This window comes from Microbacterium sp. AG790 (genome assembly GCF_003634765.1).
GTDB lineage: Bacteria > Actinomycetota > Actinomycetes > Actinomycetales > Microbacteriaceae > Microbacterium.
In genome coordinates, this window is sequence record NZ_RBWZ01000007.1 from 315,282 (window position 1) to 329,699 (window position 14,418).

A 14,418-nucleotide genomic window follows, 5' to 3' on the forward strand; every position below is an offset into this window, starting at 1 on the left:
CCCGCGAGCATCCGGGCGCGCGCTCACGCGGCGCGATGACACCCCGCGAGGTGATCGTCCACCATGCCGACAGACTGCATGAGTGCGTACATGGTCGTCGATCCCACGAAGCGGAAGCCCGCGCTGCGCAGCGCCGTGGAGAGCGCATCGGATGCCGCGGTCACGGCCGGCACCCCGGCGAAGGCGACCGGCCGCTCGTCCGCCGCCCGCGCAGGCGGCGCGAAAGACCACATGAGCTCGTCGAGCGCGCCCGGCTCCATCTGACGAACCAGGCGCGCGTTGCCGATGGTCGCGAGGATCTTCGCGCGGTTGCGGATGATCCCGGCATCCGCCATCAGCCGTTCGACGTCGTCCTCGTCGAACTCCGCGACCACCGCGGGTTCGAAGTTCGCGAACACCTCGCGGAACCGGGGCCGCTTGCGCAGGATCGTGATCCACGACAGCCCCGCCTGGAAGCCCTCGAGGCTCATCTTCTCGAAGAGGGCGCGGTCGCCGTGCAGGGGACGTCCCCACTCTTCGTCGTGGTAGCGCCGGTACTCCGCGTCGTCGCCCACCCAGCCACACCGCAGCACGCCATCCGGGCCCTCGCGCAGATCATCCACCCGGTCAGGCTAGCCGTGGGCGCCGACACGGTCGGTGACACCGGTGCGGGCGCCCCGACCGGCAGCGGATGCGAGGCTCGCGCGCAGCGCCTCCTCCAGGTCGCGGTGCGCGAAGACGAACCCGGCCGCGCTCAATCGTTCGGGGACCACCCAGCGGCTCTTCAGCACCAGCTCCGGCTCGGTACGCAGCACCCACATCGCCGGCTCCAGCATCCAGCGGAAGGCGGGCATTCCGAAGGGCGCGCCGACGATGCGCCGCAGGGTGCGCATGAGGGTGCGGTTGTCGGAGGCCTGCGGCGCGACGACGTTGACGATGCCGGCCAGGTCGTCGCGGGCGATGAGGAAGTGCATCGCCGCGACGACGTCGTCGATGTGCACCCAGCTGAAACGCTGGCGCCCGCGCGTGCGATGGTGGGGCGCGCGCCCGTCGCCGCTCGGATGCGCCCCGATGCCGCGATAGCGGCGGTGCTGCAGCCACCGGCCGTCGCGCTGCGATCCGCCGAGGCCGAGGCGGGCGAGCGTCGCCAGCATCCGGGTGGCGGGGCCGTCGCCCAGCACGATCGCCATCCGCAGCGCCACCCGGCGCGTGTGCGGCAACTCTCCCGCGAAGAAGTCCTCCTCCCACGCGCGCGCGACATCCACCGAGAAGCCTGTGCCGAGCTCGCCGGCGTCCTCGGTGTGCGGGGCGTCGGTGCGGTGGCGATAGATCGTCGCCGTCGAGGCATTCAGCCAGACGGCGGGCGCGACGGATGCCGCCGCGATCGCCGTGCGCAGCGCGCGTGTCGTCTCGACGCGGGAGCGCAGGATCTCGTCGCGGTTGCGGTCGGTGTAGCGGCAGTTCACCGACTTCCCCGCGAGGTTCACGACGACGTCGGCCCCGTCGACGGCTTTCGCGAGTGCGGCGTCGTCGCGCCAGGTCACCGCGGCGGTGCGGCCGACGATCGTGACGTCGTCACCGCGAGCGCGCAATGACGCGACGACAGCCCTCCCGATGAACCCGGACGCGCCGGCGACGACAACGCGCCGCGGTGTCTGCTCGCGCACCGGCATCCCCTTTCTGAACGTGTTCAAAAAAGGATACCCTCGGCGGCATGAGCTCGTCCAGTGGCCCCTCCGTGTACCAGGCGGTGCTCGGCGCGCGCTTCACCGAGCTCGACCCCCGGCTTCGCGCGTACTTCGGCCCGATCCCCGCGGGGACGGTCGGCACCGGCGAGGGCACCTTCTAGGTCGCCGGGGCGACGCTCGCGCTGCTGCGCCCCGCCTTCGTCGTCTTGGCCTGGCGACGCGTGCTGTTTCCGGAGGACGAGCGCGACGTGCCGTTCACGGTGCGCAACGAGGACGAGCCCGACGGCACTCTCCGCGCCGTTCGCACCTTCCGGTTCCGATGTCGCGAGCGCGTCATGCTCGACCGCATGCACGCGGTCGAGGGGGCGATCGTCGACCGTCTCGGGCGGCGCGGAGGGCTGGAGGTGCGCCTCGCCGCCACCGTGATCGATGCCGGGCTGCGGCTGCGCTCGGATCGACTCACGTGGCGCCTCGCCGGACGGCGCATCCGCCTGCCACCGTTCGCCGGGGTCGTCGTCGACGAACGCATCGTCGACGGCCGGCAGCGAGTGGATGCCGTCGTACGACTGCGCGGGATCGGAACGGTGTTCCGCTACCGCGGCAGCTTCACCTACGAACTCCGCAGAAATGCACGAACTCCGCACGATGCGGGCGCAATCGTGCGGAGTTCGTGACATTCTGCGGAGTCGGCGGGGCAGGCAGCCTCCGCCGCGCGGCTACTTCTTCTTGAGCGACTTCTCCGAGACGGGGGCCTCGCCGGAGGCGGCGAGATCGGCGTAGTACGCCCGCGCCTCGCGCTGGCGCTCCTGCTCGACCCCGGAGGCGATGGGCGCGCGCACGTGCTCCGGCTCGAACGCGAACGCGTCGACGAGGTCCTGGGCGTGGGGGCGCAGCCGCAGCAGCAGCCGGTCGATGTACTTCGACACGGATGCCGCGCGCTGCGCCGACAGCCGACCGTTGATCAGGTACCAGGCGAGGTGCTTCTCGATGAGGTGCAGGCCAAACAGGTCACGCAGCCACCCCAGCACCTGCGCCGTGCCGGCATCCGCGATGCCGGCGATGCCGTCGCTGAACGCCTCCCACTGCAGCAGCTCGCCGTGGGCGCGCGCCGCCTCGATCAGCTCGGCCTGGTTGGCGTTGAAGATCGCCGCCGCCTCGGCGGGCGAGGCCTTGGATGCCGGGCGGAGCCGGCCCGCGATGTCTTCGATCATCTGGCGCACGCGACCGGCCAGCAGCTCGTGCTGCTGCTCGGCCCGCAGTCCGAGCTCGACCGAGCGGGCCGTGGAACCGAAGTCGGTCACCGCCTGACCGAGCTGACGCAGCCCCGCACCGTGGAAGACCTTGCCGGCGGTCTGCTTGGCGGCGAAAGAGGCGAGCTTGGCGGCATCTGCGCCTTTGAACTGCGTGGCGAAGTCGCTCAGCAGGCGCTTGCCGACCAGCTGAAGCAGGACGTTGTTGTCTCCCTCGAAGGTGGCGTAGACGTCGAGGTCGTGGTGCAACCCGACGAGACGGTTGTCGGCCATGAAGCCCGACCCGCCGCACGCCTCGCGGCATTCCTGGATGGTGTCGAGCGCGTTCCAGGTGGACAGCGGCTTCAGCGCCGCGGCGAGGGTCTCCAGGTTCTCGCGCTCGTCGGGGGTGTCGGTACGGCCGCTGAACACGCCGTCGAAGGTGCGCAGCAGCTCGTCGTTCGCGAAGAACTGCGCGTACACCTGCGCCAGCCGCGGCAGCAGGCGCCGCTGATGCTTGCCGTAGTCGAGCAGCACGACCTCGTCGCTGCCCGAGCCCGAGTCGAACTGGCGACGCTGACCGGCGTAGGTGATCGCGATGTGCAGCGCGAGCGCGGTCGCGGTGGTCGCCGCGCCGTCGAGCGAGACGCGACCCTGCACGAGCGCGCCGAGCATGGTGAAGAAGCGGCGCCCGGGGCTGGGGATGTCGGAGCTGTAAGTCCCGTCGGCGGCGACGTCGCCGTAGCGGTTGAGAAGGTTGAAGCGGGGAACGCGCACGTGATCGAACGCGAGCCGGCCGTTGTCGATGCCGTTGAGCCCGCCCTTGACCCCGTCGTCCTCACTCTGCACGCCGGGAAGCATGGTGCCGTCGTCGTCACGGATGGGGACGAAGAAGCAGTGCACGCCGTAGTTGACGCCCCCGGTGATCAGCTGAGCGAACACGGTCGCCGCCCGGCCGTGGACGGCGGCGTTGCCGAGGTAGTCCTTCCATGCGCCGCGGAACGGCGTGTTGATGACGAACTCCTCGGTCTCGGGGTCGTAAGTGGCGGTCGTGCCGATCGCGGCGACGTCGGAGCCGTGCCCGATCTCGGTCATCGCGAACGCCCCCGGCAGCGTCAGCTCGATCACGTCGCGCAGCCACGCCTCGTGGTGCTTCTCGGTGCCGAGCTGGTAGATCGCGGAGCCGAACAGGCCCCACTGCACGCCGGACTTGATCTGCAGCGACGGGTCGGCGAGCACGAGCTCCATGAAGCCGGCGAGGTTGGCTCCGTTGTCCTCCAGACCGCCGTACTTCTTCGGGAACGCGCGCCGCGACCCGTTGTTGTCGACGAGGATCTGCAGCTGGCCGAACACGCGCTCGCGATGGTCGGCGACCGACAGCCCTTCGATCTTCCAGAGCGCCGGATCCTTGATCATCTCGCGGGCTTCGCGCCGGGTCTGCGCCCAGGTGCCCAGCAGCAGATCCGTGACGGTGTCGACGTGGATGCGCGACTCGTGGGCCTCCGCGGCGGTGTGCGCAGCCGTCGGGGCTCCGCCGGCGGGCGTTCGCGTGCTCGTGGCGGGCTTCTTCGGACGGACGGCGGCGTCGGTCATCGGCGTACCTTTCGACAGCGGACAGGAAAACTCATGCTCGACGGTAGGAGCGCGCACGGCGGCTCGCAAAACGCTTGCGCGCTGCCCACAAAGCGGCGCGCCTCCGCGGCATCCTCCCCTGTATGAGACCCACACCCACGTTTTGTGAGACTGAGTTCCACCGTGGCTCACCGCGAAAGCCTCGGCGCCTCCGCACGGGCACGAGCGCCCGGTACCGTCGCATCGGATGCGGAGCGCGCACGCAGAAGCGGATGCCGCGCGCGCCGGCATCCGCTTCCGTTGCTCAGCCCCGCATCCGGTGTCAGAGCTCGAGGCCGTGACCGAAGCGGAAGAGCGGGTCGGCGGTGTCGAACGGGACGTCGGGACGCGAGGCCTTCACCGCGTCCATCGACCGCGGCAGATCGAACGGGAGCTTGCCGCGCGCCGGCGCCCGGCCCGACAGCACGTCGAACAGCGCGGCAGTGCCGGCGCCCCAGTTCGCGGTGAGGCTGACGCCGAGCGCGGCGAAGGGCGTGAGGATCGCGGGACGATCGAGCAAGACGTCGACGACGGTCGGCACCGCCGCCGCGACCTCGGCGACGTGCGCGACGACCTCGGCCGGGAAGTCGAGCGATCCGGCGTGGAAGAAGTTCTCGAACGCCGATCCGCGCTGTTCGTAGGGCGCCTGCAGCCGCAGCACCGCGAGGTCCGCCTCCGCCGGCGTCGCGACCAGCTCGCCGTACGCGGCCGCGATGCTCTCGTCCACGCCCTCGACGTACAGCGCGACTCCGGCGGCGAAGGGCACGGATGCCGTCGCGGACAGCACGGCGATCGATGCGCGCTGCGCATCCTCGCCCGCGGCGCGGAAGGCGGCGGATCCGACGATCGCGTCCGCCGCCTCGGCATCCACGAACGGGTCGTCGAAGAGTCCCAGGGCGAACTTCTCGCGCAGCAGACGCCGGGCGGAGACGTCGATCCGATCCTCCGAGACGATGCCGTCGGCCACGAGCTGCAACAGGATCTCGGTGCACCGCTCGCCGCCGAACTGGTCGGCACCGGCATCCAGGATCTTGGCCATGCGTTCGGCGGGCGTGAGATGCTCCACACCCCACGCACGCGCCGGGAACGGAGTCCCCATGATGTCGCTGTCGGTGATGAGACCCCAGTCGGTGCAGACGACGCCGTCGAACCCGAAGCGCTCCCGCAGCAGCCCCGTGAGCACGCTCTTGTTGAAGCCGAAGCCCACCTCCTCGTGGGCGGTGCCGGTCGGCATGCCGTAGTAGGGCATGACCTGGCGCACGCCGGCGTCGAAGGCCGCGGCGAACGGCGTCAGGTGCAGCTCGAACGCGCCGCCCGGGTAGATCTGTTCGCGACCGTAGGCGAAGTGGGGGTCTTCGCCGTCCTTCTGCGGCCCGCCCCCGGGGAAGTGCTTCACCATGGTCGACACCGAGCCGGGCCCGAACGTCTCGCCCTGGAACCCGCGGATGTAGGCGGCGCCGAGGCGCGCCGACAGCTCGGCATCCTCTCCGAACGTCTGCAGCTGGCGCGCCCACCGGGGCTCGGTCGCGAGGTCGACCTGCGGATGCAGGGCGACACGGATGCCGACGGCGGTGTACTCCTGCCGGGCGATGTCGCCGAAGCGGCGCACGAGATCCTCGTCGCGGGTCGCGGCGAGCCCCAGCGCATCGGGCCACTGCGAGAACGGACCGGCGTGCATCGCCGCCCCCGGATTGTCGGTGAACGAATGGCGGGGGTCGGTGGACAGCGACACCGGGATGCCGAGGCGCGTGGAGGCCGCGAGCTCCTGCAGCCGGTTGTGCCAGCGCGCGATGTCGCCAGCCGAGGGCGCGGCGCCGAGCAGGTTGAAGTGCGTCATATGACGCTCTCGCACGTACTCATCGGTGGACGGGAGCCCGAACGCGGGGTCGCCCGCGGAGAGTGCTCCGTCGGGACCGATCGTGATCATCGTCTGGAAGAACAGCCCGGTCTTCTCCTCGACCGTCATCTCGCCCAGCAGCAGCTCCACCCGCTCGTCGACGGGACGCGTCGCGTCGAGCCAGGGGCGGGCGTCGGCGTCGGCTTCGGCTTCGGCTTTGGTGTCGGCTTCGGAGCTGACCGGGGCGGATGACGGCTCTGTCATGGAAGGGTCCTTTCACGGCGGCACGCAAGGCCGAGGCGTTTCTGTGCCGACGGTACACGAAACCCGACCGCTTGGTAACTACTCTCGGATGCGCCCCGAGGGCCGGGTTAGGGTGAGCGGGGAGGCACGATGACGACGGCACCGACGCGGACGCGCAACGTCGCGGCGACGCGCGAACGCATCGTCGAGGCGGCACGCGAGGTCTTCATCTCGCGCGGCTACCGCGCGGCGTCGCTGCGCGATGTCGCGGCAGCGGCGGACATCAGCCATCCAGGCCTTCTCAAGCACTTCGCGACGAAGGACATGCTGCTCACCGCGGTCATCGCCGGCTTCGACCGGTCGGCCGAGACGGCCCTCGCCGACCGCGATGCCGCGAGGGATGCCGGCGCCCTGCTCTTCTCGTCCGTCGCGGCGAGGAACGAGACGATCGAGGGCTATCTCGCCCTGTATGCGGCGCTCGTCGGCGAAGGCTCCACCCGGGGACACCCCGCCCACGCCGCCATGCGCGAGCGCTACAGCCGGCTGCGCGAGGTGTTCGTCGCGCAGCTGTCCGAGGCCCGCACCGTCGGCGCCGTGCATCCCCGCCGCGACGTTCACGGTGAGGCCATCCGCATCGCGGCCGTCTGGGACGGCCTGCAACTGCTCCAGCTCTACCTGCCCCGGCGCGTGAGTCTCGTCGCGCTGCTCGCCGAGATGCAGCAGATGCTGGTCGTGGCACCGGGCTCGGCGGGTCCGGCAGGACCCGATGCGGGCGAGGGCGTCGCGGCATCCGCCTCTCCCGCACCCTGGCCGGCGCTCGACCTCGTGGGCGAGGAGCCCGAGGCGACCGAGGGCTACCGTGTCGGACGCGAGCGCCGCTCGCGGATCGTCCGTGATGCGACGGCGCTGTTCGCCCGGGATGGATACGCCGATACGAGCCTGCGAGAGATCGCCGAGCGTGTGGGGGTGTCCAAGTCGGCCCTGCTGCACCACTACCCGTCGAAGGATGCTCTGCTGCGCGCCGTCCTGGCCGAGCGCGACCGTGCCGTCTCGGTGTCGCCGCCGGCCCACGTCGAGCGCGCCGCCGATGCGCTGCGGGATCTGCCCCGCAACGCCGCGGCGAATGCGGCCTCCGCGCCCGGGCTCATCGAGGTCTACGCGGTGCTCTCGTGCGAGGCGCTGCCGCCGGATCATCCGGCCCACGACTACTTCGCGCAGCGCTTCGCCATGACGATCGAGTACTTCACCGCCCTCCTCCGCGCGGCACAGCGAGATGGTGACCTGCCGCCGCACCGCGATCCCGCGCGTGAGGCCATCCGCCTCGTCGCGCTCTGGGACGGCTTGCAGTACCAGTGGCTGTACGACCGCGAGAGCATGGACGTGGCCGCAGAGCTCGCCGCCCACCTCGACGACGTCCTCCCCCGACGCTGACCGAGGGGCGCGGGGCGCGGGTGGTCCCCCGCGCACCGGATTCGGAGACCCGCAACAGATGCGGATGCGGATGCCGCGGCATCCGCATCCGTTGTCCATCTCCGTATCCGGTCGTCGCGCCGACGCTGGCCCGCGCGACACGGCTGGCGTGGCGCGGCTGCCGCGCCGGCGACGCCGCGCCGGCAGCGACCGACAGCCGCCGACGCCGTCGTCAGTGGGCGGCGATGACCGCGAGCACGCCCTCGCCGTACGCTTCGCGCTTTTTCGCACCGATACCGGTGATGCCGTCGAGCGCGGCGGTGGATGCCGGGCGCTGCTCGGCCAGGGCCCGCAGCGTCGCATCGCCGAAGACGATGTACGCGGGCACGCCCTGCTCCTTCGCCACCCCGGCGCGCCAGGCGCGAAGAGCTTCGAAGAGGTCGCGGTCACCGTCGGCCACAGCATCCGAGGCCGCCGCCTTGCGCACGCGCGGGGCACCCCCGCCGCGTCCGAGGACGTCGCGGCGCAGCGGCACCGGGCTCTCCCCGCGCAGCACCGCCGCGCCCTCGTCGCCGACCGCGAGCACGCCGTACTCGCCACGGGCGACGATGACGCCACGGGCGAGCAGCTGTCGGATGACGCTGCGCCAGTCCTGGTCGCTGAGGTCCGCTCCCAATCCGTACGTCGCGAGCGCGTCGTGGCCCTGCTGACGGATGCGCTCGGTCGATGCTCCGCGGAGGATGTCGACGAGGTGCCCGGCGCCGAACGCCTGGTTGCGCTCGCGCTGCAGCCGCACGATCGTCGACAGCAGCTTCTGCGCGGGAACCAGCCCGTCCCAGGTGTCGGGGCTATCGAGGCAGGTGTCGCAGTTGCCGCACGGCTCGGAGCTCTGCCCGAAGTAGGCGAGGAGGTTCTGCCGACGGCACGACACCGTCTCGCAGAGCGCGAGCATCGCGTCGAGGTGCTGGCCGAGCCGCATCTTGTACGACCGCTCCCCCGGCGATTGGTCGATGAGACGCCGCTGCTGCACCACGTCGCCGAGCCCGTAGGCCATCCACGCGATGGCGGGGTCGCCGTCCCGGCCGGCGCGACCCGTCTCCTGGTAGTAGCCCTCGACCGACTTCGGCAGGTCGATGTGGGCGACGAAGCGCACGTCCGGCTTGTCGATGCCCATCCCGAACGCGATCGTGGCGACCATCACCACGCCGTCTTCGCGAAGGAAGCGCTGCTGGTGGTGGGCGCGCACCGCGGCATCCAACCCCGCGTGATACGGCAGAGCGTCCACGCCCTGCGTGCGCAGATACTCGGCCGTCTGCTCCACCGACTTGCGGCTGAGGGCGTAGACGATCCCGGCAGAGCCGGCCGGCTGGGCGCGGACGAACTGCAGCAGCTGACGGCGCGGATCGACCTTCGGCTCGATGCGGTACTGGATGTTGGGCCGGTCGAAGCTCGCGACGAAATGCCGCGCGTCGGGCAGGCGCAGCCGCTCGGTGATCTCCTGATGGGTCGCGTCGGTGGCCGTCGCGGTGAGCGCCATGCGCGGCACCCCGGGGAACCGATCGGTCAGGTCGCCGAGGGCGAGGTAGTCGGGACGGAAGTCGTGACCCCACTGGCTGACGCAGTGCGCCTCGTCGATAGCGATCACACTCAGCGTGCCCCGCTGAAGCAGGGCGCTCGTCGCAGGAGCGCTGAGGCGTTCGGGCGCGACGTAGAGCAAGTCGAGCTCGCCGGCGAGGAAATCCTGCTCGACGCCGGCACGTTCGGCCGGATTCTGGGTGGAGTTCAGGTACGCCGCCCGCACACCGTTGGCCCGCAGGGCGTCGACCTGGTCGTGCATCAGTGCGATGAGCGGACTGATCACGAGCCCCGTGCCGGGACGAACGAGCGCGGGCACCTGATACGTGATCGACTTGCCGCCGCCGGTGGGCATGAGCACCACGGCGTCGCCGCCCGCGACGACGTGCGCCACGATGTCGGCCTGATCGCCGCGGAACTCGTCGTAGCCGAAGACCTCCTTCAGCACCGCCCTCGGATCGGACGAGCGCGGCGGGCGGGCGACCACTGCGGCGCGGCGCGCCTGGGCGTCGCCGGATGCCGCAGCCGGGGCCGTGGCAGCCAGCGCCGTGTCGCGCGTCGCCCGAGCGAGCGCACCGGCATACCCGTCGTACTCCGGCGGGGGCGCCATGTCGAACTCGTCGGGCGGAGTGAGCTCATCCACATCCCACGGCACGTCCGCGTAGGGGTCGTCGTACCGATCGGTGGCTGCACTCACCCGTCCAGGCTAGCCGCGGCATCCGACACGCGACGCCGCCCTCCCCACCCGCCCCGCCGAGCCGCCACGATCGCACCGAGCCGCCACGACAGATGATGGCGGCCCGCGCGGAACATAGCGGCTCGCGAGGGGTGGAGGTGGGGGGCTTACAGGCGCGTGAGTTCGGTCACGTGGACGACGGCGGCGCCCTCCTCGACGGATGCCGCGAGATCGACCTCGGCCCGGATGCGCCAGTCGTGGTCGCCGGCCGGATCGTCGATCGTCTGCTCGACGCGCCAGAGGCCGGATGCCGCCGCATCCGCCGTGTCGATCACGCAGAGCCGCGGCGAGCGCGCGGAGCCGCCGGTGAGGATCTCGTCGTGCTCGTCGTAGTAGCGGTCGAGGGCTTCGGGCCAACCGACCTCGGGGTCGAGGGCCACCAGCGCGTCGTCGTCCTGCAGAGCCGCGAGCTGCACCCGCCGAAAAAGCTCGTTTCGCACGAGCACCGTGAACGCGCGCTCGTTCGTGAGGATGGAGGGCGGCGCCGGCGGCACGACCGGAGCGCCGTCCTCGGGCAGCACCGCCGTGGGGTCGATGAGCGCCGACCACTCGTCGACGAGACTCGAGTCGACCTGGCGCACGAGCTCGCCGAGCCACTCGATGATGTCGCGCAGCTCGTCGGTGCGCGCATCGGCGGGAACGGTCTGGCGGATCGCCCGGTCGGCGTCGGAGAGGTAGCGCAGCACCAGTCCTTCACTGCGCGAGAGCTGGTAGAAGGAGACATATTCCGCGAACGACATGGCACGCTCGAACATGTCGCGGACCACCGACTTCGGACTCAGCTCGAAATCGCGCACCCACGGCTGCGAGGACGCGAACACCTCGAACGACTGGGTGAGCAACTCGGCGAGCGGCTTCGGGTAGCTGATCTCCTCGAGCAGCGCCATGCGCTCGTCGTACTCGATGCCGTCGCGTTTCATCGCGGCGACCGCCTCGCCCCGGGCGCGGTACTCCTGCTGTGCGAGGATGGCGCGCGGATCGTCGAGTGTGGCCTCGATGACGCTCAGGACATCGAGGGCGTAGTGGCCGGTGCCGATGCCGCCCGCCGCGGCCGCGGCGGTCGCCGGGGCGGGCTGTTCATAGCTCCGGAAGGACGACGCATTTTCGTTGGAATCGGGCGCTGTGGGCTCCTCGGCGGCGAGATCTCCGGAGTTGTGAACACGCGCCCCGGCGCCCGGCGCCACGTCGTCGTCCGGCGAGAGCAGTTCGATGGCGGCGAGCGCGAAGGGCGACAGCGGCTGGTTGAGGGCGAAGTTCGGCTGGAGGTCGACGGTGAGCGCGATGCGAGGGCGCGATGGCGCGGAGCGGTCGATCTCGACGATCCCGGCATCCACGAGCGTGCGGAAGATCGCGATGGCGCGTCGGGCGAGGGCGAACCGACGCGCGGCCGGCTCGTGGTTGTCGAACACGAGGGCGCGCACGTGGCCGAAGACGTCTCCCCCGCGGCCGATGACGTTGATCAGCATCGCGGCGGTGAGCTTCAGCTGCGGCACGAGCGGCTCGGGAGCGGCGGAGATGAGCCGCTCGTACGACCCCTCTCCCCAGTTGACGACGCCGGTGGGGGCCTTCTTGCGGACGATCTTCTTGCGCTTGGCCGCGTCGTCGCCGGCCTTCGCGAGAGCGACCGCGTTCTCGATCTCCCACTCGGGCGCCATGACCACGACATTGCCGTGGGTGTCGTAGCCGGCGCGCCCGGCACGGCCGGCGACCTGGTGGAACTCGCGCGCGCTGAGCTGGCGCATCTTCGTGCCGTCGTACTTGCTCAGCGCCGTGATCATGACGGTGCGGATGGGCACGTTGATGCCGACCCCGAGCGTGTCGGTGCCGCAGATCACCCGCAGCAGCCCGCGTTGGGCGAGAGTCTCGACGAGTCGCCGATAGCGCGGCAGCATGCCCGCGTGGTGCACGCCGATGCCGGCCCGAACGAGCCGCGACAGTGTCTTGCCGAAACCCGTCGTGAAGCGGAATCCGCCGATGGCGTCGGCGATCTCGTCGCGCTGGGCGCGTGTGGTGAGGGTGACGGATGCCAGGGCCTGCGCACGCTCGAGGGCCGCCGCCTGTGCGAAGTGCACGATGTAGATCGGCACCTCACGCTCGTCGACGAGCATCGTCAGCACCTCGTGCACGGGCCGGCGCTCGTACGAGAAGTGCAGCGGCACCGGCCGCTCGACGCCGGTGACGAGCGCCACGGGGCGCCCCGTGCGGCGCTCGAGGTCTTCGGCGATCGGAGTGACGTCACCGAGGGTGGCCGACATCAGCAGGAACTGCGCCTGCGGCAGCAGCAGGAGCGGCACCTGCCACGCCCATCCCCGGTCGGGGTCGCCGTAGTAGTGGAACTCGTCCATGACGACCTGATCGACCTGCGCATCCGCGCCGTGACGGAGGGCGATGTTGGCGAGGATCTCCGCGGTGCAGCAGACGATCGCGGCATCCGGGTTCACCGACGAGTCGCCGGTGACCATGCCGACGTTCTCGGCGCCGAACACCTCGACCAGCGCGAAGAACTTCTCACTGACCAGCGCCTTGATCGGCGCGGTGTAGTACGAGCGGCCGCCCGCGGCGAGGCAGGCCGCGTGAGCGGCGATCGCGACGAGCGACTTGCCGGTGCCCGTCGGTGTCGACAGGATGACGTTGGCACCCGAGACCAGCTCGATGACGGCCTCGTCCTGCGCGGGGTACAGTGCCAGCCCGCGGCCGGCGGCCCAGGCGACGAAGCCCTCGTACGCGGCATCCGCCGTCGCTCCGACGGGCACGAGGTCGGTCAGTGCCGCGGGGGAGGTCATTCCCCGAGTCTGCCAGGCGCGGCGGCGCCCGCGGTCGCCCGGCGCCGCGGCGGTGCGGTCAGGGGCGCGCGGCCTTGGCGGCGAGTACGTGCCGCGCGGCGTCGTCGACACGCTGCGCGAACGCGGGATCGGCCTGCGCTTTGGCGAGCACCGCGTCGTACATCTCCGCGAACACGCTCGGATCGGTCGATGCCAGCACGACGTCGACCCCGGCGCTCAGCGCGAGCACGGCGCGATCGGCCGGGCTCCACGCCTGCACCGCCTGGGCGGCGGAGAGGTCGTCGGTGACGAGCATCCCGTCCGCGCCGACGAGGGCCCGGGCAAGGCCCACGACCGTCGGCGAGAACACCGCCGGGGTCGATGGGTCGATGTTCTGGTAGATCGCGCTCGAGACCATCACGGCGGCGGGGCCGCCTCCCAGGAGGCTGCGGTAGACCGCGACGTCGGGGCCGTCCGCGGTGACGGTCGTGTCGACCACGTTCGCCGTGGTGTCGGTGTTGGCGGTGACGTGGCCGAGCCCCGGGAAGTGCTTGAACACCGGCATGACGTCCGAGGCCCGCATCCCGTCGGCGAACGCCCCGGCCTTGGCGACCACGGTCGCCTCGTCGTACCCGTACTGACGGCCGAGGGCCCCGATGGGCGGATTGTCGAAGCGGGTCGCCTCGCTCGTGACGATGTCGACGACGGGCGCGAGGTTCAGCGTGACGCCGGCGACGGCGAGCTGCTGTCCCCACGTCGTAGCCGATGCGCGCAGCTGGTCGTCGGGCAGGTCCGCCTGCCGGATCGCGTACGGGATGTCGTCGAACCCCGGCCCGGTGAGCACCTGGACCTCGCCGCCCTCCTGGTCGGTGGAGACCCAGAGCGGGATGCCGTCGGCATCCTCGCTCGTGAACGAGCCCACGAGCGCCGCGACCGCCGCCGATCCCGCCTGCGAGCGCCCGTGCAGGAAGATGCCGCCCGCGTGCCGGTCGGTCACGGCCGACACCGTCGCGGGCGTCGCCGCGTCGATCTGCGTGCCGACGATGAAGAGCTGTCCGACGCGCTGGCGCAGGTCGAGTCCGGCGAGCGGGTCGGCGGTGGGCGTCGGAGTGGGAGTCGGGGACGGGCTCGGCGTCGACGGAGACGGCGACGGTGACGGAGACGGAGACGGGCCGTAGGCGCCGCAACCGGTCAGCGCGACGGCGATGACGGCGGCTGCCGCGGCAGCGCGCAGGGCGCGCGCAAGGGGTCGCGAACGGCGGCGGGTGAGGGATGTCACCCCGCCATCTTCCCGGTTCGCGCCTCGCAACGACAGGCCTGGTGCCGCGGCCCAGACCCGGCCTACGGT

General features: G+C 71.3%; 10 protein-coding genes. 3 read left to right on the plus strand and 7 right to left on the minus strand.

The genetic code is table 11. The annotated features are described in order from the left end of the window. Positions 1-23 precede the first annotated feature (23 nt). Together DEU37_RS06965 and DEU37_RS06970 are read right to left on the minus strand one after the other, a co-directional pair. Positions 24-602, minus strand: coding sequence for a DNA-3-methyladenine glycosylase I (locus DEU37_RS06965; protein WP_121189865.1), 579 nt, complete (start codon positions 600-602; stop codon positions 24-26). A gap of 9 nt (positions 603-611) precedes the next feature. Continuing rightward, the gene (locus DEU37_RS06970; protein ID WP_121189866.1) at positions 612-1,652 is read right to left on the minus strand and encodes an epimerase; all 1,041 of its coding nucleotides are present in this window, start codon (positions 1,650-1,652) and stop codon (positions 612-614) included. A 41-nt stretch (positions 1,653-1,693) separates the two neighbouring features. On the opposite strand from DEU37_RS06970, the gene DEU37_RS15050 reads away from it, so the two are divergent. Then, entirely contained in the window at positions 1,694-1,828 is a 135-nt protein-coding gene (locus DEU37_RS15050; RefSeq protein ID WP_259457179.1) for a hypothetical protein, read from the plus strand. Positions 1,829-1,852: 24 nt separating this feature from the next. Then, complete coding sequence (locus DEU37_RS06975) at positions 1,853-2,341, plus strand: DUF4166 domain-containing protein (RefSeq protein WP_259457203.1); 489 nt, start codon at positions 1,853-1,855, stop codon at positions 2,339-2,341. 42 nt (positions 2,342-2,383) lie between these two features. Here the strand turns inward: DEU37_RS06975 and DEU37_RS06980 are convergent, their stop codons facing one another. Both DEU37_RS06980 and DEU37_RS06985 read right to left on the minus strand, forming a co-directional pair. Next, positions 2,384-4,489 (minus strand): acyl-CoA dehydrogenase, encoded by a 2,106-nt coding sequence (locus tag DEU37_RS06980; RefSeq protein WP_121189868.1) that lies wholly within the window; start codon positions 4,487-4,489, stop codon positions 2,384-2,386. Positions 4,490-4,790: 301 nt separating this feature from the next. After that, positions 4,791-6,608 (minus strand): glycoside hydrolase family 3 N-terminal domain-containing protein, encoded by a 1,818-nt coding sequence (locus tag DEU37_RS06985; RefSeq protein ID WP_121189869.1) that lies wholly within the window; start codon positions 6,606-6,608, stop codon positions 4,791-4,793. A gap of 129 nt (positions 6,609-6,737) precedes the next feature. Here DEU37_RS06985 and DEU37_RS06990 point away from each other — a divergent pair, with 129 nt between their 5' ends. Continuing rightward, on the plus strand, positions 6,738-8,018 hold the full coding sequence (locus DEU37_RS06990; protein ID WP_121189870.1) for a TetR/AcrR family transcriptional regulator: 1,281 nt from the start codon (positions 6,738-6,740) through the stop codon (positions 8,016-8,018). A gap of 211 nt (positions 8,019-8,229) precedes the next feature. On the opposite strand, the gene recQ is transcribed toward DEU37_RS06990, so the two are convergent. The 3 genes from recQ to DEU37_RS07005 form a co-directional block, all read right to left on the minus strand. Next, entirely contained in the window at positions 8,230-10,269 is a 2,040-nt protein-coding gene (gene recQ / locus DEU37_RS06995; RefSeq protein WP_121189871.1) for a DNA helicase RecQ, read from the minus strand. A 146-nt stretch (positions 10,270-10,415) separates the two neighbouring features. Continuing rightward, positions 10,416-13,091 (minus strand): RNA helicase, encoded by a 2,676-nt coding sequence (locus DEU37_RS07000; protein WP_121189872.1) that lies wholly within the window; start codon positions 13,089-13,091, stop codon positions 10,416-10,418. Positions 13,092-13,149: 58 nt separating this feature from the next. Continuing rightward, entirely contained in the window at positions 13,150-14,349 is a 1,200-nt protein-coding gene (locus DEU37_RS07005) for a glycoside hydrolase family 3 N-terminal domain-containing protein (RefSeq protein ID WP_183043614.1), read from the minus strand. Positions 14,350-14,418: the final 69 nt, after the last annotated feature.